Origin of the sequence: Vibrio tapetis subsp. tapetis, from assembly GCF_900233005.1 — a bacterium.
In the GTDB taxonomy this organism is placed as follows: Bacteria; Pseudomonadota; Gammaproteobacteria; order Enterobacterales; family Vibrionaceae; genus Vibrio; species Vibrio tapetis.
Genome location: NZ_LT960611.1, coordinates 762,052 through 783,617, shown reverse-complemented (window position 1 = coordinate 783,617; position 21,566 = coordinate 762,052). Strand labels below are relative to the sequence as shown.

The 21,566-nt window shown below is 43.2% G+C and carries 12 protein-coding genes; 3 read left to right on the top strand and 9 right to left on the bottom strand.

All coding sequences use genetic code 11. The features are described from left to right. Window positions 1-70: 70 nt before the first annotated feature. On the bottom strand, window positions 71-1,375 hold the full coding sequence (locus VTAP4600_RS03580; RefSeq protein ID WP_172443058.1) for a TolC family outer membrane protein: 1,305 nt from the start codon (window positions 1,373-1,375) through the stop codon (window positions 71-73). A gap of 456 nt (window positions 1,376-1,831) precedes the next feature. Here VTAP4600_RS03580 and VTAP4600_RS03575 point away from each other — a divergent pair, with 456 nt between their 5' ends. Then, window positions 1,832-11,191 carry an Ig-like domain-containing protein gene (locus tag VTAP4600_RS03575; RefSeq protein WP_102521537.1) on the top strand — a complete coding sequence of 3,120 codons (9,360 nt, stop codon included), beginning with the start codon at window positions 1,832-1,834 and terminating at the stop codon, window positions 11,189-11,191. Window positions 11,192-11,323: 132 nt separating this feature from the next. On the opposite strand, the gene VTAP4600_RS03570 is transcribed toward VTAP4600_RS03575, so the two are convergent. Both VTAP4600_RS03570 and VTAP4600_RS03565 read right to left on the bottom strand, forming a co-directional pair. Next, entirely contained in the window at window positions 11,324-12,520 is a 1,197-nt protein-coding gene (locus tag VTAP4600_RS03570; protein ID WP_102521536.1) for a class I SAM-dependent methyltransferase, read from the bottom strand. Between the two features lie 203 nt (window positions 12,521-12,723). Further along, the gene (locus VTAP4600_RS03565; RefSeq protein ID WP_102521535.1) at window positions 12,724-14,127 is read right to left on the bottom strand and encodes a methyl-accepting chemotaxis protein; all 1,404 of its coding nucleotides are present in this window, start codon (window positions 14,125-14,127) and stop codon (window positions 12,724-12,726) included. Window positions 14,128-14,211: 84 nt separating this feature from the next. Here VTAP4600_RS03565 and yccX point away from each other — a divergent pair, with 84 nt between their 5' ends. Beyond that, a complete protein-coding gene (yccX, locus tag VTAP4600_RS03560) occupies window positions 14,212-14,484 on the top strand; it encodes an acylphosphatase (RefSeq protein ID WP_102521534.1) in 273 nt (90 codons plus the stop codon). Window positions 14,485-14,512: 28 nt separating this feature from the next. Here yccX and VTAP4600_RS03555 read toward each other — a convergent pair whose 3' ends face one another. The 6 genes from VTAP4600_RS03555 to VTAP4600_RS03530 all read right to left on the bottom strand — a co-directional run bounded on the left by VTAP4600_RS03555 (window position 14,513) and on the right by VTAP4600_RS03530 (window position 20,024). Further along, entirely contained in the window at window positions 14,513-14,842 is a 330-nt protein-coding gene (locus VTAP4600_RS03555) for a TusE/DsrC/DsvC family sulfur relay protein (RefSeq protein WP_102521533.1), read from the bottom strand. Window positions 14,843-14,954: 112 nt separating this feature from the next. Further along, window positions 14,955-15,620 carry a Bax inhibitor-1/YccA family protein gene (locus VTAP4600_RS03550; protein ID WP_102521532.1) on the bottom strand — a complete coding sequence of 222 codons (666 nt, stop codon included), beginning with the start codon at window positions 15,618-15,620 and terminating at the stop codon, window positions 14,955-14,957. 230 nt (window positions 15,621-15,850) lie between these two features. After that, window positions 15,851-16,600, bottom strand: a complete 750-nt coding sequence (locus VTAP4600_RS03545; protein WP_102521531.1) for an amino acid ABC transporter ATP-binding protein — start codon at window positions 16,598-16,600, stop codon at window positions 15,851-15,853. A gap of 21 nt (window positions 16,601-16,621) precedes the next feature. Further along, window positions 16,622-17,719, bottom strand: coding sequence for an amino acid ABC transporter permease (locus VTAP4600_RS03540; RefSeq protein ID WP_102521530.1), 1,098 nt, complete (start codon window positions 17,717-17,719; stop codon window positions 16,622-16,624). Window position 17,720: 1 nt separating this feature from the next. Continuing rightward, window positions 17,721-18,923 (bottom strand): amino acid ABC transporter permease, encoded by a 1,203-nt coding sequence (locus VTAP4600_RS03535; RefSeq protein WP_102521529.1) that lies wholly within the window; start codon window positions 18,921-18,923, stop codon window positions 17,721-17,723. A gap of 72 nt (window positions 18,924-18,995) precedes the next feature. Next, the gene (locus VTAP4600_RS03530; RefSeq protein WP_102521528.1) at window positions 18,996-20,024 is read right to left on the bottom strand and encodes an amino acid ABC transporter substrate-binding protein; all 1,029 of its coding nucleotides are present in this window, start codon (window positions 20,022-20,024) and stop codon (window positions 18,996-18,998) included. A 445-nt stretch (window positions 20,025-20,469) separates the two neighbouring features. Between VTAP4600_RS03530 and VTAP4600_RS03525 the strand changes: the two genes are divergently transcribed. Next, window positions 20,470-21,411, top strand: coding sequence for a siroheme synthase (locus VTAP4600_RS03525; RefSeq protein ID WP_102521527.1), 942 nt, complete (start codon window positions 20,470-20,472; stop codon window positions 21,409-21,411). Window positions 21,412-21,566: the final 155 nt, after the last annotated feature.

Here is a 21,566-nt window from a genome sequence, read left to right as displayed (position 1 = left end):
TTAGTGGTCACTAAGGTGTTAACTTTAGGCGATACTAAGCAGCCACAAGAAAGCCCTTGGCTGGCTTGCTTTAATACTCAACAGTTTCATCCCATTCCGCAGGGACATCTATCATAAGACCGGTTAGTAAGGTCCCTGTGGCGTTCATAACGCGGTATTTAGCGAACTGCTCAGAATAATGAGCGTCAATATAGGATTTACGAGCCTCAAACAATTCATTTTCGGTATTAAGAAGATCTAGTAATGTTCGTTTACCGATACGATATTGTTTCTCGTAAGCGATAACCGTTTGCGCTGCTGAGTCTACATGATCGGCTAGAAACTCTTTTTGTTGAAGTGTTAAATCTAGCGCACTCCAGGAAAGTTTTAAGCTTTCTTCTACTGTTCTGTATGAACGATCCCTTAGATCTTTTGCTTTATTGAGTTGGTATGCAGAGCGTTCGATGTTTGCATCATCACTGCCGCCGTTATATAGGTTATAACGCATACGAATCATAGCAGAAAGCTCATCACTGCTTCCCTCTAGACCACCCGCATCGTCCCGCCAAACTTGTCCTGCTTCAAAAGAAATTGTTGGATAATTTACGCCCTTAGATTGATCAAATTGAAACCTTGCCGCGTCAACATCACTCATTGAGACTTTTAAAACAGGATGATTGTCAGTAGCGGTTTTTAATGCATCGCTCAGAGAAAGGGGAAGTTCATTGATATTGGATCGTGGGAATACAAGGCCTTGAGGTGTTTGGCCGACAATTCGGTAAAACTGCGTATGGGTATCAAAAATGTTGTTTTGTGCTGCTAGTAGATTACCGTGTGCCTTTGCAATACGAGCTTCTACTTGCGATAAATCCGCTGTTGATCCAATACCTGATTCTGCCCGCTTTCTGATGTCTTTATAGATCTTCTTATGAACCGCTAGGTTACTTTCTGAAAGCGCTAAGATCTCATTCGCTTTTACCGCATCGAGGTATATTTGAGTCACCTCAAGTGCTTTGTCTTGTGCGTCGGACAATAACTGGAATCGCATAGATTCGGCTTCTGCTGCCGTTCTATCCATGTTGTTCAAAGTGGCAGAGCCATCCCAAATTAACTGGTTTAGTGTGAGTGTCGCTTCTTTGCGATTTAGGTTAGTACTAACGTCTCGGGTTGTATTAACTTTTTCGTAACCTACGCCTGCGTCTAAATCGATAGATGGAAGGTATGCGCCGTTCGCAGATTCGTGCTGTTTAACGTAACTTTTGTAGTCGTTAAACGCACTTTTAAGGGCCGGGTTAGTTGCCAGAGTAATCGCAATAGATTGCTCAAGTGTTTGAGATGAAACACTATTCGACAACAGTAATGTTGTTGCCAGTAGCGTGATTTTTGTCCTATTCACGACGTTCTCCAGGTTGTCCATTACCAAGTTTCAATAAGTGTATGAGCAAATGCAGTCTCAAATGTGAGATTCTAATGATTAAGTTAAGACTAAATAACATAATTGGCAATGATTAGTATACCTAGTGTTGTTAATTTTATTACCATTGATGTATTACGCGTATGTCTGACTCTTCATTCATTCTATGTTGTTGTGGTTCATTCCATTTTAGGCTGTTTCATTGTAACGGGTTGCCTATTTATTATGGTTCACAGTCAATAGATATGAAATAGTTAGGTTGGATATTGGGACTTATCTCTAAATTGTAAAAGTGACGTTGGCTATATGTCACGCTTGATGGCGGTTTTGTGGCCTTGGTTCCATTTCGATGATAAGTTACCAGTTCGATCATTTTTTTAACATCCGTTAATTCACTTGGGTTTGGTGAAGGATGTAAATTTGTTTTTAGAGGTTCACATGGATTCTGTTTTCTCATTGTTGTCTGCTAGTGCTGTTGCGTCGGGGCAAATCATTGTTATTGATGCATTAGGTAATTTGAAGGTTGTTCCGGAAGGGGCAGCGTTGAAACCAGGAGAAGTCGTTGTTAGTAACGGTGACGATCAAATCACCGTAGATGGCAACGATCTTCCGTCAGCAAGTATCGTCGGTGATGATCTGTCTTTGACAGAGTTGAATCTAGATGATGAGATTAATCAGATTTTTGCAGCGTTAGAAAGTGGAGAAGATCCCACTCAATTTGATGATGAATTCGCTCCAGCAGCCGGTGAGGCGACCAGTGGTTCAAGCCTTACTGCTTCCGGTGAAATAGAACGTACTGGTACACAAACCCTTGCTTCAACCTCTTTTGATACCAGTGCACTTCAAAGTCAGGGCCTCTCTCAAACCCAAAGCCTGACTTTATTAGAATCCTATAGAAGCCTGATCTCGACCGACGATGCGGCACCTGAATCAGAGTTGCCAGTTATTACCGTTGCGGACATTAGTGAAACCGAAGACAACACACCTTTATTCAGTGGAACCGCTACCAACGTAAATGGTGACCTAACCCTAACGGTTAATGGTAAAGACTACACTGTGACACCAGAAGCTGATGGCTCATGGTCATTCGAATTACCACAAGAAGATGCCTTGACCGATGGCGCTCACGAAGTGACGGTAACGGGGCAAAACGATCAAGGTGATAGCTCATCTGCATCTGATCAATTTTCTGTTGATGTGAAGCCTCAGGTAACGATTGTTGACCAAACGGTTTCTGAATCCAGTACACCTGTATTTTCGGGCACATCATCAAATACTGATGGTGATCTAACCGTCAATGTGAATGGTAAAGATTACAGCGTTACTCCAGATTCAGATGGAAACTGGACATTACCTTTGCCTGCTGAAGATGCCCTAGACGATGGTGATTACACCGTTGTGGTTACCGGATCCGATACACAAGGTAACAGCGCGACTGATTCAGATAGTATTCAAATTGATGCGAATAAACCATTAGTCAGTATTTCAGACCAAACGGTTACCGCTGATAACACGCCTGTATTCTCAGGCACTTCGTCAAATACCGATGGCGACCTAACACTAACCGTAAATGGTAAAGATTATTCCGTTACTCCTAACGCCGATGGGTCTTGGTCATTTGAGCTTCCTGCGGAAGATGCGTTGGCAGATGCGGAATATGATGTGGTTATTAAGGGCTCTGATTCCCAAGGTAATGAAGCGCAGGATACGGATGCGTTTGTTGTAGATACAGTTGCCAATGCTGGTACCGTTACAACGAATAATATAACAGATGATGACATCATAAACGCGCAAGAAAGTAATGAAACGATTCAGGTGAGTGGTACCGCTACTGGTGGTGATATTAGCACTGGCGATACAGTTAGCATGACCATAAATGGAAAGTCATATACCACGACTGTTGACGGTGATGGCAATTGGTCTGTCGATGTTGCGGGTAGCGACTTAGCAAAAGATACAGAATTTGATGTTAACGTCGAGTCTAGCGATGGCGTAGGTAATACGGTGACTAGCACGGGAACATCGACTCATAGTGTTGATGATACTCCGATCGCGATAAATATCGATATTGATCCTATCACTGAAGACTCTGTGATCAACGCCGTGGAAGCGGCAGGTACTGTTGCTGTAACAGGTACTGTTACGGGCGATAGTTTTGATACAGGTACCGTGATATTACTTATTGGCGGTGTTGAATATACAGGTGCGATTGTTGACGGGAAATATTCAATAGATGTTCCTGGTTCTGCTCTAACTTCTGATTCGGATCGCTTAGTCGATGCTACGGTTTCTGTCTCAAATGATATTGGACAATCTGGTACCGCTACTTCAACAGAAGCTTATTTTGTTGATACTTCAGCTCGAGCCACGATTAGAGTCAATGACATCACTAGCGATGACATTATTAATGCATCTGAAAGTGAGTCGACGATTATCGTAAGCGGCCGAGTTGGTTTTGATGCCAAAGCGGGTGACGTTGTATCAATGACAATCAATGGTACGGTCTATACCGCGACGGTTTTAGCTAATAAAACGTGGAGTACTAATGTTGCGGGGGCTGATCTTGCACAAGACAGTTCTTTTGTTGCATCGATAACTGGTGAAGACAACGCTGGGAATCCATATTCAGCCTCAACCACTTCAACTCATACTGTGGATTTAGTTGCGGAAGCGGGAACAGTCACTGTTGCAAATATAACAGAAGATGATGTTATCAACGCCAAAGAAAGTGGCGAAACAATTACCGTAACCGGTACAGCAACAGGTGGCGACATCGACGAAGGCGATGTTGTGAGCATGACTATTAATGGTAAGGCATACACAACCACAGTTGATGCCAGTGGCAATTGGACTGTAGATGTAGCCGGCAGTGATTTAGCGGCGGATACAGAGTTTGATGTGCTTGTTATGTCAAACGATAATGCCGGTAATACGGTGGAAAGTAAAACCACGTCAGAGCATGTGGTTGATATTTCTCCAAATACAGGCGCACCGAGCGTGAGCATCGTGGATGACAACAACCCAGACGATGGGGTGATCAACAAAGACGAGCTGGGTAATGACAACGTTCAAGTGAAGGTTGACGTGCTGCACGGCGAGTTGGTTGAAGGCGGTCACGTGACGTTGAGCATCAACGGCAGCGATGTGTCGTTGAAACTGGATGGCAATGCCCTTGTGAACTTAGATGGCACAGCGCAAAGCACGTACAGCTACAACAACGGCGCGATCACTTGGACCGAAACCGTGGCCGAAGGCGCGAGCATCAAAGTGGATGCGACGCAGACCGACCGCGACGGCAACGTGTCGAAGGAAGGCAGCGACGAAGCGAAAGTGGATACGGAGTTCACGACAGACGGCGACTACGCACCGAGCGTGAGCATCGTGGATGACAACAACCCAGACGATGGGGTGATCAACAAAGACGAGCTGGGTAATGACAACGTTCAAGTGAAGGTTGACGTGCTGCACGGCGAGTTGGTTGAAGGCGGTCACGTGACGTTGAGCATCAACGGCAGCGATGTGTCGTTGAAACTGGATGGCAATGCCCTTGTGAACTTAGATGGCACAGCGCAAAGCACGTACAGCTACAACAACGGCGCGATCACTTGGACCGAAACCGTGGCCGAAGGCGCGAGCATCAAAGTGGATGCGACGCAGACCGACCGCGACGGCAACGTGTCGAAGGAAGGCAGCGACGAAGCGAAAGTGGATACAGAAGCATTCGCTAGCATTGACGTAGACAGAATCACATCAGACAGCATCATCAATTCAGCTGAATCAGCAACCGATGTCATTGTTCCAATTACCGGTTGGGTAGGTGACGATGCGAAGCCAGGTGATACGGTAACAATCACTCTTGATGGAGCTATAATTGGTACGGCAGAGGTCTCCAACCAAACAAACGCCCAAGGAAAATATCTCTTCAGTGTTGATGTTCTTGGTTCTACCCTCGCATCGACGACGTTAACTAACCCATCGATTGTCGCTACGGTGACTGGTAAAGATGGAGCTGGTAATGATTTCTCAGAATCTAGTACAGAAATCTACAAAGTCGATCAATTCGTTGATATCGACCCATTTGTTACCGATGGCAATGAACTTGATAACGATAACGTTATTAATTTCGATGAGAAAGGCAATGTCCAAATTGGAGCGTTTATAGAAGAGAACGCAACAGTAAATTCTATTACTATTACAGATAGCGAAGGGCAGAGCATTACCATAACAAATGGCTTTGTTTACGATAGTAGTAATGATTATTTTGAGTTAACCACCGATGTTAGCACGCTGGTTGACGGTAAACTTTCGGTTGTCATCAATGTCACAGACCCTGCTGGAAATACAGCAGACTCTGAGGTCGTTGAGATTGAGAAAGACACGGCTGTATTAACTGAAACAGCGGGCGATGGAACTGCAGCGATTACGTTTGACTTAACGGATGCTACAGATTCAGGTACGAATGGAGACTTAGTTACAGTTACAAAATCCCCTTCTGTCACTGGTATTACAGAATCTAATGCGGTAATTAAACTTACTTTCTTAGATATTAATGGTGATGAGAAGACCGTCACTGGAACTGCGAATTCTCAGGGTATCTATTCAATAGATTTAGGCCACGAATTAGTCGTTGGAGATACATCTATTGCAATTGAAGTTACCGACGAAGCAGGTAATAAAGCATCTGAGAGTCAGATGATCAAAGTCGTTGAGTCTCCGAATAGTCCAGCTATAACTAATATTACGGACGATTCTGGTGCTTCTGACTATACGACCGTAACATTACATGGTACCGGGAGCGTAGTTGGAAACACAATCGAAGTGTTTGCAAAAGACGGAACGGGTGCTTACGTATCAATAGGTACTGCATTGGTTGTTGCGGGTAGTCCAACGCCTACATGGACTTTGGATATTTCGTCTGAAAGTGCAATTCCGCTAAACGACAATGAATTCCTGTACGCTAAGGAAACGGACTCATACGGCAACACAAGTCAAGCATCCGATACAGTCCACTATTATCACGGTGATTTCGACCCTGCACAATCTGAAACCACAGATGACTACGTTCTGCTTGGCACGGGTGATGATGAGTTTATCGTCGATCAAGACGATGCTAACGATAAACTTGTTGCAGACGGTGGGGCAGGAATAGATACAGCGAAATTTGATTTCGCGAAAGATGCACAAGGTGTAACCGTTACTATAAATACAGCGGGTGAAGTCGTTGTAGTTGACCCTCAAGGTGATACAAACACCTTCAGAGAGTTCGAGAAGTTCGATTTTGATGGCGAAGTCATTAGCAAAGACGAAATCCTGCAGCCTGATGTCAATATTATTGATGCCGATAATATTCTGACTCAGGTAGAGCTTGGACAAAATGTTAATTATACGGTCAAGCTTCCGGTAGGTGCTGCGGTCGGTTCTACGTTAGTTCTAACGATTGAAGGCGTTGCACAAACACCGATTCAAATTACGCAACAGCACCTAAATGATGGCCAGTTAAACTTAAGTCTTCCGGGAAGCGACGTTGTTGGAAGCGAATTGACAATTGGAGCTCAAATCACCTTAGAAAATGGTCAGACCGGTGAATCAGGTTCAGATAGCATTGACGTTAATACAGCGCCTAACGCTGAAAACGATAGTCTAAATAATATAGATGAAGAGACGATAGTTACAATTGCTAAGTCAGATCTCGTTGTTAATGACTCTGATGCGGATAACGACAGTTTCAGCATTACAAATGTCGGTAACGCTGTTGGCGGTACAGTGGCAATTATTGGCAGTAACGTAGTATTCACTCCAACTGAACACTTTAATGGTAAGGCATCCTTCACCTATACAATTACTGATGCTCATGGCGATACTGACACAGCAACGGTTGAATTTACTTACGACGCTGTTAATGACCAGGCAAATATTACAGGAATTGATGTTGGGTCAGTTACTGAAGTCGATGGTTCTGTCATTTTGAGCGATACAGGTACGCTGTATTCGACGGATGTCGATAATGTTGACAACCTATTCCTTACTAACGTAACAGATGTTGTTCATCCAGAAGAAGGTGCACCCCATGGTTCATTAACGATGACTACAGCAGGTGTTTGGACATACAACGTAAGTAATAGTGATATTGAATCATTGGCGATAAATCAAACTCGAGTCGAAAGTTTCATTGTTAAGTCGGCAGATGGTACGACACACCAAATTGATGTGACTATTACTGGTACGAATGACGAGCCAACAGTAAGTGGCCCTGTTACCAAAATGGTAGCCGAGGACAGTAGTTCTACCGTTGATTTACTGCAGAATGCCTCAGACGTGGATAACGGCCATTCCTTGTCGGTCGTCGATTTGGGAGCTCTGCCTGACGGAGTTACGGTTTCCGGTTCAACATTAACCATAGACACTAGTCATGCTTCTTATCAGCATCTTGGTAAAGATGATTCGATGGATGTGACGGTCAATTACAAAGTCAAAGATGAAAATGGGGCAACGGTTGACCAAAGCGCTGTTATCACGGTTACAGGTACAAATGATGACCCTGTAGCTCAGAGCTTTAAGTTAACGACAGATAGTAATGGTGATGCAGAGTTTAAATTTACCGATGTTGATTTAAACTTAGTTACGCAAGACTCTGCTGTGTCGGACGTTGAAGACGATCATGACGGAACGACGCTTAAGATAGTCATCGATGAAGATCCATTGTTTGGTGACTTCTACGTAGCGGGAACAAACCAAAAAGTTAGTCAAGGCACTGAAATTGATGCTGATACTAAACTAGAGTATCGCGCAGCTGATGATGCAAATGATAAGCTTAGTTTTGATGCCGTTGATTATATCAATGCTGGAAATAGCGTAGGCAGTTCCGTTAAGGCAATTGTTATTGGTGGCGTTAGCATCACAGGCGGTGTGTATGCGGGCAACATGGAAAGCGGCGCCACCTTGACGGAAGCAAATCTTGGTTACGATTCAAGTGATAAAGATCGCGGCTTTGGAGTGAACTCACCTACTGATGTAGATAACGAAATAAGCTCTGGTGCACAAGAATATATGCGTATCGATTTTGCTGAAGGTGTGACGGTGACAAGCGCTGATATTTCTTTTGCTAGTATGCATGGTCATTACAGTGCTGGAGAGCCGCAAAATGCCCAGGTTAATATTTTCCTTTACCGCGATGGAGTTCATGTAGAAACTTTAGTTGTTGATGCAGATAACGGAGACTCGCTTGCAAATTCTTTAGCAACTAAAACTATCGAGTTTGCTGATGGCTTCGATGAAATACGCGTAACGACTACAGCCAATAGTAACTCCAACTTCACGGTTAGAGGTGTTGAGGTTAATGAATCAACGATTAGTGAAAGCATCGACTATCATGCCGTTGATGCAGACGGTGCTGATAGCAATACGGCTCAAATTACCGTAGATGGTACAACATCTGATGCAAAACCTGACGTGAGTGTACAGATTGGTGAGCCGAAAATAATATCTCATGTTGATCAAACGACTCACTCGGTAGTCAGAGTATATAATGGCCTGTCTCAGGCTGAGCAAGACTACAATGGTAGTGGGCAAACGGTTTCTGGCAATAATAGTAATAACGATTTAGGCGGTTATTATCATTCTCAAAACTCGCATTTGATAATAGGTCAAGGCGGGAATGATTATATTCTAGCATCTGGATTAGTCGATAAAGATGATATTCTGATTGGTGGTAATGGCATCCTTGGTGATGCGAATCACAATAAAAATGATGATGACCAAGATACCTTAGCTGGTTACGGCGGCAATGATATTCTAGTTGGCGAAGGTGGTGATGATGCTCTATACGGTGGTGATGGAATTGATACCGCAGTATACGCAGGTAATTTCGCTGACTATGAAATCTCAGATGTTTCAATAACTAATGACGGTGGCAAAAATAAATTCTTCACCGTTGAAGATAAGATAGGTTCAGCATCAAGCCGTTCAAATGAAGGGGATGACGATCTATATGATGTTGAATATCTTCAATTCGCAGATGGTATCTTCCATTGGGATGGGGATAGCTGGGAGAATATCGAACAAACGTACCTCGAATATCCATTGGATATTGATGCATCAGTAGGCGATATTACTAGCGATACTATCCACTCTTTGACCATCGAAGGTTTACCTTCAGGGTCTGAAGTTGTAAACAGTAATGGTGATGTTGTTGGCTCTCTTAATGGCGATGGTACATGGTCAGTTCCGGTAACGAGTGGTCAGACTGAAATTAATATAGATGGTTTATCAGTACGAATCCCTCAGGGAGAACAACTTTCTATTAACGTTAAAGTTGAAGCTATTGATTCAGGTAACAATGATATTGAGTCTAGTGAAGCCTCTGCTACAGCACCGCATGAAGTGTTTGTTGCTCAAGATGAAACACCACCTACCTTGATTTCATTAGTGTTGGATTCATCAGGCAGTATGGATGACTACTCACACGATGGCGTGACTAGAATGAATCTAATGCTTCAGGCATCTGTATCCATGCTAGAAGATGTGAAAGCTCAACCTGGTTCAAAAGAAGTACATGTTCAATTGATTGATTTTGATAATAGAGTTTCAGGCAATAGTGAAAAGAACATGTCTCCAATTGGTTGGTTTACCGTTGATCAAGCGATAGCAATACTCACTTCTGCTCAGAGTGGTTCAGTTGAAGTCGACGGGACCAAATATTTTGAAGTGAAAGGCGGTACAGATTACGAAGAAGCAGCATACGCAACGATTAATGGCTACGACAGCTTGCCAACAGGCGTTGATTCATCCAATACCAACGACGTCGTTTACTTCATTAGTGATGGTGAAAGTAATGGCGGTTGGAGCAGTGATGCTAGTAATGCATGGCAAGACTTTGCCAAAGGTAAGGATGTTACAGCGGTAGGTATTGTTCAGTCCGCAACCTCTGATACGAGTATCGAGCACCTTGAAGATATCTCTAACAAAGTGGTTTATATACCGGATAGTGAGCTTACAACTAAGTTGCCTCAATTAGCGCCTACCATCGGCCAAGCAGGGGATTTGTTAGGGGCTGATAGTACCAGTAAGGTCGTCATTGATGCGGATAAACTGGATGTTATTCAGTATATTGCTGAAGACGGAAGCATTACAACCCCTTCAATTAACCCTACTGTAGTTAATGGTGAACTCAAAATCACCACAGATTACGGTGAACTATTTATTAGTGAAGATGGTAGCTATGTATTTGAACCTTCAAGCACGGCTACTGATGTGAATACGGGCAAAGCTGTTGGCTTTGAAGTACTTTACACGTTAGTTGATTCTCAAGGTAATGAAAGCCAGCATCTCATGTCGTTAAATATTAACTCTGATGGCGAGACTGTTCTTGCACAAAGCCATGCGCAAGTTGGCTCTACTTCTGATGACTTACTTGTAGGTACAAATTTCGATGACATTCTTCTTGGTGGAGATGGAGAGGATACGCTAACCGGTGGCCTAGGCAGTGACATCTTAACTGGAGGTGGAGATGCCGATATCTTTAAGTGGGTTGATGGTGACTTAGATGGAAGTACGGATCGAATCACTGATTTCAGTATCACTGAAGGAGATAAAGTAGATCTATCAGACTTGTTTACTGATACGCCGACTCAGCAGCAAGTCACTGAGTTGCTAGATAACATTAAAGTCGATGGTGATTCGGATAGCTCTTCTATGGTAGTTGAGAAATCAGGGCAACAAGTGACCATAGAGTTTGATGGTTTGTCGGCTGCTGACCTAACGAATAACTTAAGTAACATTTTAGTGATTAAAGAAGACTAATTTATCTTAAGCCAACAAAAAACCGAGATTCAACAATCTCGGTTTTTTTATACCCACAATACCTAAAAGCGCTATTCTTGAGCCTTGAGCCTTGAGCCTTGAGCCTTGAGCCTTGAGCCTTGAGCCTTGAGCCTACAACACCTTACAAGCAAAACCTTTCAGGTAAAACCCTTCAGGATACGCCGTATCTACAGGGTGATCCGCTGCTTGTTCAAAACGTTCGATGAATTTAACGCTGCGGCCAGCATCAAGTGCCGCGTCGGCAATGATTTTTTGGAATAGGTCGTTACCCATAAGGCCTGAGCAAGAGTAAGTAAGCAATGTGCCACCCGGCTTCAAGATCTGCATGGCAAGCATGTTGATGTCTTTATAGCCGTTCGCACCAGAGGTTAAGTTGTTCTTGCTAGAGACAAACTTTGGCGGATCCATGATCACAACATCAAATTTCGTGCCTTGGTCACGGTACTCGCGAAGCAGTTTAAATACATCAGCATTTAGGAATACAGCGCGTTTTTTTGAGATATCGAAACCATTGATTTCAGCGTTGTGTTTTGCTGTATCAAGAGCCGGTTGAGATACATCAACGTTGATTACGCGTTTTGCATCACCTTTAAGGGCGTACAAACCAAACCCACCGGTGTAAGAAAAGCAGTTTAGTACTTCTTTGTTTTTTACGTATTTGATGGCTTGTTGGCGACTATCGCGTTGGTCTAGGTAAAAACCTGTTTTATGGCCGTCGACAATATCTACGCTGATCTTAACGCCGTTTTCTTCGATAACGACCGATTTAGGAGGAGTATCACCGTGCAATACACCAACCGTTTGCTCTAGTCCTTCTTTCTTACGAACGGCGACGTCAGAGCGTTCGTAAACATTGCATTCTGGGAACACTTCTTTTAAGGCTTCTACCAAAACTGGTTTTTGCAATTCGGCGCCTGCACTCAGAAGCTGACAAACAAGAAAGTCTTGATACTTGTCTATAGTAATACCAGGGAGGCCATCAGACTCAGCGGCAATCAGGCGAAAGCCAGTAAGACCATCTCGTTCAATAATATCTTGACGAAGAAGTAGGGCATCTTGAATTCGTTTTATAAAAAAATCCTGATCGATTGAATCCGATTTTTTGAAACTCCATACACGAGCGCTGATTTGCGAATTAGGGGAGTATGCTGCTTTTGCTAACCATTCGCCGTTATGAGCAAGAATATCAACGGTTTGACCCAGCGTTGGCTCGCCTTCGATTTTTGCAATACCGAGAGAGAAAACCCAAGGGTGTTTGCGGCGCAGCGATTTATCGCGGCCTTTAACAAGAGTTAGTGTAGGAGTCATTTGAAGTGCCTGATTGGTTGATCTAAGGCGCGTATTTTGAGTGAAGCAGTAGGTAAATGCAATAGATGTTGTAAAGAAGGGGCAGGTGAGAAGGCATAAGGCGGAAAGGCATAAGTGAAGCAATGGGCTCGAATTGTTCTCAACTCACACCCAATACTCCACTTTATACTTATCTTTTGTTACTTAGCTTTTAGCACTTCAAACTATGCCTTTAAACCAGTAAGAAGTTTTTCCATTTGGTCGCTTTGCACGCGTAGGCTATCGATGTTGCCATTTGAAGATTGAATAAGAGTATTCACTTCATTTGACTGATTTCGAATCGTTTCAACGCTTGCAGCAATACTGTCTGCTACCACGCCTTGCTCTTCAGCAGCCGTCGCGATTTGAGTACTACTTTCAGAAATGAACTGATTTTTATCGGAAATATCAGTGATCTGTTTGTCCACTTCACCCATTAAGCTTTGGCCTTGGTTAGCATTCAAGACGGTGGTTTCCATCAAACGAGTTAACGCGCCGCTGTTTTTCTGAAGAGCTTCTATCATGGATTGAATCTCAACCGTTGCTTGCTGGGTTCGACCTGCAAGAGTGCGAACTTCATCAGCTACCACAGCAAAACCTCGGCCTTGCTCACCTGCGCGAGCAGCCTCGATTGCAGCATTAAGTGCCAATAGGTTGGTTTGCTCAGAAATTGCGTTGATAGTGGCAACCACCTCGTCAATCTGAGCGGCATTAGTATCCAATTCCGCTACGGCTTGTGCTGCAGATTGAATTTCGTTACTCAAATTGGAAATTGAACTCAGTGTTTCACCTACTTTTACCAAGCCGTCTTGCGCGACGTTACGTGCTTCGTCGGTTTGCATGCTTGAGTCGTGAGAAAGGTTGGCCACTTCACGAATGGTGGTCGCCATCTCTTCGGTCGCACTGGCGAGTGAATCCAAGTTGGATTGCTGCTGACTCGAAAGATTATAACTGGTTTGAGAAGATTGATTCAGCTCCGAGCTTATCTGTTGCATCAGCGCAACAGACTCTTGGATTGCTAAGACCAATTTCTGTTCCCGTTCAGATACCTTGTCTATATTAATAGCAATGGTGCTGAATTCATCACGGACCGGGAAATAGTTCAAACGGGCTTTTAGATCACCATTAGCGAGGGTCGCAAGCGCTTTATTGGTAGAAAACATCGCGCCGCCGATAAAGGTCATGATGTAATAAACAGTTAAAGCAACAAGAAATAGGGCGCCAATGATAATGCTCAATTGAGTTGCTGAAAGCCAAGATACTACGCTGATATCAGGGTTTTCCATTAGGCTTAGTGTTCCATTGGCAACCGTCACCGATTCTGGCCCGCGACCAACAATAATATGATCAGACTGCGCAATTATGTTCATCACTTGCTGCTGAGTCAGGTTACCCGCATCAGCGAAAGCTTGAACCGAAGTTAAATCTTTAATAACGAGCTCATGGATTAAGTCGTTGGCTGCAAAGTTAAGAATTGCGGTAACAATAATAACGGCCAAAGCGGGCAGTATGAATAACAGGTAAAATTTTTCTTGGATTTTTAGATGAATGAGATACTTATCTATCCAGCGAAACGGGATTTCTTTCATAATGGTGACTCTTAATTCTATATGGTGTTATACATTGGCATGATAACGCTAATATAGCATTTCACCTTTTTAGAGGGTACGAGAATGGTTCAAAAATGTGTGCGGTTTAGCGTTAAAGGCAAGGTTCAGGGTGTTGGATTTCGTTTCCATACGGCTCAATATGCATTGAAACAGGGTTTGGTTGGTTACGTGAAAAATCGAGAAAACGGGGATGTTGAGGTATTGGCGTGTGGAGAGAGACCAAAGTTGAACGCGTTAGCCATCTGGTTAAAGGACGGTCCTAAAACCGCGCGGGTAGACTCGGTTATCTCTGAAGAAATTGAGGTAATTCAGATGGAAGGTTTTGAGATTTTGTAGGCCGAAAGGCCTACAAAAGGATTAGTTCTTATAAACACTTAGCCGGTTTAGGTAAACCAGCCAGTTTAGTCGCTTGTTTAGCTGGGCCTTGCCTGAAGAGTTTGAACAAGTATTTGCTGTTTCCTTTTTCAGGGCCGTGTGCTTTTTCCATTGCTTTTACCAACATTCTAACTGCTGGCGATGTATTGAACTCTAGGTAGAAATCACGGACAAATCGGATGACTTCCCAGTGCGCATCTGTCAGGTCTATTCCCTCTTCATTTGCAAGAAGAGGAACCATGCCTTCTTCCCAGTCATTAACATTAAGAAGGTAGCCCTGTGCATCTGTTGCAATTTCTTTATCTTGATAGTTAAGCATGGTATTTGTTCGTCAAGTTAATCTGGCGCTAGGTTAGCTCAAAAGTAAGGTTTATACCAATAGAAAAACCCGAGCAATGCTCGGGTTTTTTGGGTTCAAATAACAGCAAAAATTAGTCGTCGCTGTTCATGATACCTAGGATGCTTAGCAGGCTGATGAAGATGTTGTAAATAGATACAAACAAAGTCACTGTCGCAGAGATGTAGTTAGTTTCACCGCCGCGAATGATGCCTTGAGTTGTCATCAAAATTGCCATTGTAGAGAATACAATGAACAAGCTGCTCATTGCCAAATGCATAATTGTCGATTGGATAAAGATGCTAGCGATCATGCCAACAACCAAAACAACAAACAAAGAAAGCATTAAGCCACCAAGCATAGACAAATCACGCTTAGTTGTTAGCGCGTATGCCGATGCTGCCATAAATGATAGAGCAGTACCGCCAAGAGCAGTAATGATCACATCGCCCATACCTGCACCAAGGTACATGTTTAGGATAGGACCAATGGTGTAGCCCATGAAGCCTGTGAATAGGAAAGTAAACACCAAGCCCATCGAGTTATTGCGATTCTTCTCGGTTAAGAAAAGAAGGCCGTAGAAGCCAACTAGTGTAATGATCATACCTGGGTGAGGCATGTTCATTGCCATAGACACGCCAGCCACAACCGCTGACCAAAGCAGAGTCATAGACAGCAAGAAGTAAGTACTACGCAGTACTTTGTTTGTTTGAATCAGACTCTCTTGTTGGCGAGAGTTCGATACGATTGGACCGTTCATAATGTTCCTCGTAAGGTGACGTTGTTATCTATAAGACATTTATGGGGGCTAAAGTTCAATAATACAAGCGCTAGAGCCAACCATATAGGTAAAAATAGTACGAAAAATAACGAGATATGTATCAACGACTTTGTAACACATTGTTACCGAGTTGTAGTGAACATAGCTACCAAAGATAAGGCGACCATTTCAGTCGCCTTGTTTAAGTGTAGTATCATCTCTTGGAAAGTTTAATGATGCAATATTTGACTCAAGAAGTTTTGGGTTCGATCAGACTGTGGATTCTCAAAGAAGTCGACTGGGTTGTTTTCTTCAATGATTTCGCCTGCATCCATAAAGATAACCCTGTCGGCCACTTCTTTTGCAAAACCCATTTCATGCGTTACACATAACATGGTCATGCCTTCTCCTGCTAACTCAACCATTACGTCGAGTACTTCACGAACCATTTCTGGGTCGAGGGCGGAAGTTGGTTCATCAAACAGCATTACTTGCGGATTCATACAGAGTGAACGAGCAATTGCTACACGTTGCTGTTGGCCACCAGACAGTTGCCCTGGGTATTTCTCTGCTTGATCTGGGATCTTAACCCTTTCCAAATATTTCATTGCGACGGCTTCGGCTTCTTCTTTAGGCATTTTCTTTACCCAAATAGGAGCCAAGGTGCAGTTTTCCAACACGGTAAGGTGAGGGAATAGGTTGAAGTGCTGAAAACACATGCCTACTTCTTTGCGAACCGCTTCGATGTTTTTAATGTCTTCAGTTAGTTCGGTTCCTGATACAAGGATCTGACCTTTTTGGTGCTCTTCGAGGCGGTTGATGCATCGAATCATGGTGGATTTTCCAGAGCCAGAAGGGCCACAAATAACGATCTTCTCGCCTTTACGTACCTCTAGATTAATGTTCTTTAGTACGTGAAAATCGCCGTACCATTTGTTCATGTCCTTTAATTGGATCATTAGTTCATTTTCTTGCGTCATAATACGTCCCTGCGCTTAATTCTATCGTTTGTGACCGGTATGAAGTTTGTTTTCAAGCCATATCGAGTATCTCGACATGCTGAAACAAAATACCCAGAACACTAACGCAACAAATACATAACTCTCAGTCGCAAAACCTAACCATTCTGGGTCGGTGTTTGCTGCCTGACCAATACCAAGTACATCAAACATACCGATAATAAGCACCAAACTGGTGTCTTTAAATAGACCGATAAACGTGTTAACAATTGATGGAATGGTGATTTTTAACGCCTGAGGTAAAATAATTAACCCAGTTTTCTTCCAATAAGACAGGCCTAATGCGTCGGCTGCTTCGTATTGACCCTTAGGGATAGCTTGAAGCCCGCCGCGTACTACTTCCGCCATATAGGCTGCACTGAACATAACCACACCGATCAGAGCACGGATGAGTTTATCTGTTTCAGAGCCTTCAGACATAAATAGAGGTAGCATTACCGAAGCCATAAACAGAACCGTGATTAATGGAACACCACGCCATGCTTCAATGTAGACAGTACATAAGCTCCGGATTATAGGCATTTCAGAACGACGACCTAATGCTAGGGCGACACCGATTGGTAGTGAAACCACAATACCTACTAACGCGATGATAAGCGTGACTAATAAGCCCCCCCATAAATGGGTATCAACGACTTCTAGACCAAATACACCGCCGTATAACAGTCCAGCCGATAAGAATGGATAAATATTGACGAAAAATAGCCAAATCCACGTACGTTTCGGTGTTCTTTCGTAAGCCAGTAATGCGACGAAAACCGCTAACGTGCCGAAGAACAAGCGAGCGCGCCATAGTTCTTCTGTTGGGTAGAATCCATACATATACTGTTGCCAGCGGACGCTAATGAATACCCAACAAGCACCATCACGAGTACAGTCGTCACGTGTTGTGCCAAACCAGTCTGCCGAAAGTATGGCCCAGTCCAATGTGTTCCAAAACAACATGATAGACAGGTAGCCAAGAATCACGGTTAATATTGAATTACCAACGCTATTGAATAGGTTTTTCTTTAACCAGCTACCGATACCAACAGTATTCGATGGTGGCGGAAGGTCAGGTTGAAATTGATGAGTACTCATATTATCTCTCCACCAACGCGACTTTACGGTTATAGATGTTCATCAAAGCAGAAGTAACCAAACTTAGCGTTAAGTAAACCCCCATCGTCATCGCGATGATTTCAATCGCTTGACCTGTCTGATTGAGCGTTGTACCTGCAAACACTGAAACCAAATCCGGGTAACCGATCGCCATTGCTAGGGATGAGTTTTTGGTTAGGTTCAGATATTGACTGGTGAGCGGTGGGATGATGATTCGTAAAGCTTGTGGAATAACAACAAACTTAAGTGTGCGAGAGCGAGGCAAGCCAAGGGCCATTGCCGCTTCGGTTTGGCCATGACTCACCGCATTAATACCGGAACGAACAATTTCAGCAATGAACGATGCAGTGTAAACACTAAGAGCCATAAGTAGTGCCGCAAGTTCTGGAAGTATCGTAATACCTCCGCGGAAATTGAAGCCTTTTAGTACGGGGTACTCTGCCGTAATAGGCATTCCGACAAGGAAATACGTAACTACGGGTAAAATGATGCACAGCCCAGTCGCGATAAGCGCTATCGGAGTTTGCTGACCTGTCAGTTTTTGTTTGTTCTTTGCCCAAACAGAAATGACGATAGAAGCAGCAATAGCTAACACAAATACGGCAAGTACAATGCTACTCCCAGCTTCAAATACAGGGCTTGGTAAATATAAACCTCTTACATTGAGGAATATAGCTTCACCTAGGCTCATACTCTGTCGAGGAGAAGGTAGAGCTTGTAGTACAGCAAAATACCAAAAGAAGATTTGTAATAAAAGAGGGATGTTTCGGAAAACTTCGATATAGACTGCTGCTAGTCGGCTTACCAGCCAGTTAGAAGACAATCTTGCGATACCCATGGTAAATCCAAGCAATGTTGCGAAGATAATACCAAGAACAGCGACCAGAGCTGTATTTAAAAGACCAATAACGAAGGTTCTTCCATAAGAATACGTTTCGTCATATTCGATGAGTGTTTGGCCAATCCCAAAGCCTGCTTCTTGTGTTAGAAAGTCAAAACCAGTCGCGATGCCACGAGCATCAAGATTGTTTAATGCGTTGCTCACAATGGTATAAATAAAACTACCGAGAACGAAAACCGCAATTAACTGAAAAACAACAGAGCGAAAAGTAGGATTGTATAAAAGGTTAGCTTTTTGAGATGGCTTAGTATTGCCTTCGGCTAAATTATTCGTAGGTTTCATACAACAATAACCTCAAATCCATTTAAAGAAGGGCGGAAATACCGCCCTTTCTGATTTATTGTAGTAGTGGAATTAGCGAAGTGGTGGAGCGTACATGAAGCCGCCTGCATTCCACAACGCGTTCACGCCACGTGAGATTTGCAGAGGAGAACCTGTACCAACGGTGCGTTCGAAGCTTTCACCATAGTTACCGACTTGTTTAATAACTTGGTAGCTCCAGTCATCACTCAAACCTAGGCCTTTACCTTTTGGACCATCAACACCAAGAATACGCTTGACGTTTGGATCTTTAGATTTAAGCATTTGGTCTGCGTTTTTAGATGAGATACCGTACTCTTCAGCATTGATCATGGCATTAAGCGTCCACTTAGCAATGTTGAACCAAGCATCATCACCTTGACGAACTACAGGGCCAAGTGGCTCTTTAGAGATGATTTCTGGTAATACAACCGCAGATGCAGGATCCGCTAGGTTAAGACGAAGAGCGTATAGACCTGATTGGTCTGTTGTTAGAACGTCACAACGACCAGAGTCAAATCCTTTAGAGGTTTGAGCGGCAGTATCAAATACTACTGGCTTGTAAGACATGCCTTCATTACGGAAGTAATCGGCTAAGTTTAGTTCCGTTGTTGTACCAGACTGAACACATACAGATGCGCCATCGAGTTCTTTAGCACTTGTTAGACCTAGGTCTTTCTTAACCATGAAGCCTTGACCATCGTAGTAGTTCACACCCACGAAGTTTAAACCTAGCGCAGTATCACGGTGTAGTGTCCACGTTGTGTTACGTGAAAGAACATCAATTTCACCCGATTGAAGTGCGGTAAAACGCTCTTTCGCAGTCAGTGGTACATATTTAACTTTTGTTTTGTCGCCTAATACCGCAGCAGCAACAGCTTGACAGTACTCTACGTCGATTCCTTCCCACTCACCCTTTGAGTTCGGGTTAGAGAAACCAGGCAAGCCAGTACTAACACCACATTGTAGTGAGCCTTTTGCTTTCACTTTCGCTAATGTGCTTTCTGCAGCTTGTGCTGATGTTGCCATCATGACAGTTGAAGCTGCTACTACTGAAGCAAGAATAGTGAGTTTGTTCGCCATATGAATCCTTCCTGTATCATCCATGTAAAACCGAACCAATTCGGTTCACGTTAAAAAATAGCATTTTGTGCTGACAGATTGTTTCGAACGACCGAACAATAAATCAACTAGTTATAAGCGTAGGAAAAGATTTGCAGTTTCTCAAATGGTTAATTTAAAAGAATTTTTGAGAAGCGTCACAAAACTTTACGTAATTAGAATGAACAAATGTAAAGGATTTGTAAATAGTGCAACCTCGCTCCAACATTGTGCATCAGACGTATTGTTACAATATTGATGTAATTTGTGGGTTTTAATCTCAATCTGCGCCTCATAAATGGTATATCTGTCTTAGTTGGGCTTAAATTTCAAAGCTATATGATGTCATCATCGGGTGGGGCATATCGTCAATGCCCCATTTTTGTTAGACTTTATAGGCATATATAAATGAGTAGAAAGGTAAAGGATGCGATATTTTCCACTGTTTTTTGACTTAAATCACAAGCCAGTATTGGTTGTTGGAGGGGGAGAGGTCGCTTCTCGTAAAGTAGATGCATTGGTGAGGGCTGGCGCGAGAGTGACAATTGTCTCTCCTCAAATAGAACCATTTCTGCAGGCTTTGGTTGAGCAAGAGCAATGTATTTGGGAAAAATCGTTTTATCACTCTGATATGATGAAAGACTATGTTCAAGCTTGGGCGACAACCGACAACCCTGATTTAAACCATCAAGTTTATCAAGATGCTACAGATCAGAAAATCATGGTAAACGTTGTTGATGACTTACCATTTTGTGATTTCATCACGCCGTCAATGATAGAGCGAGGGCGCGTCCAAATTGCAATTTCGAGTGGCGGAGCGTCGCCTGTTTTAATCCGAAATATTCGGGAGAAAATGGAATCAGTTTTGGCTCAGAATCTAACGTTGCAAGCTGAATTTGCAGCTTCAAAGCGCAACAGCATCAAAAAGCATTTGGATAGCGTAGACGGTAGAAGAAGGTTCTGGGAAGCTTTTTTTGCACACCCGTTGGTCGATACAGCAAGTAACAGAGAAGCGTTAGAAGATGTGTATCAAACATTGCTAACCGAGACATACGAGCCGACCAAGCGAGTTACTTGGCATGAGTTTGGGCAAGACGTCGAGTTACTGTCTATTAAAAGCTTACGTTTGATGCAACAGGCTCAGATGGTTTTATATCCTAGCTCATGTCCATTTGAATTTGTCGACTTATGCCGACGTGACGCAGCAAGACAAACATATAACTCTGTTTCCCATCTTTCCAATTTATTAGAAGAAGCCGCACGTAATAATGAAGACGTGTGTGTGTTTGTTCCAGAAAAATCCCATTGCCCACCAGAACTGAATTTGCTGCTAAGCAATGCCGCATTGTTACAGTTGGCTAATGTATAAATAGCCATCGAACTGACGATATTTTAGGCTTCCAATTTGGAGGCCTTTCTTTTCTTTTTGAATCTAATTTAGCTGTTTTTTAAAGCATTTTTGATTAACGATGGGTGTTAACTACAATAAACTGTGCGAATATAAAAGAGTCAATTTCTTATAGG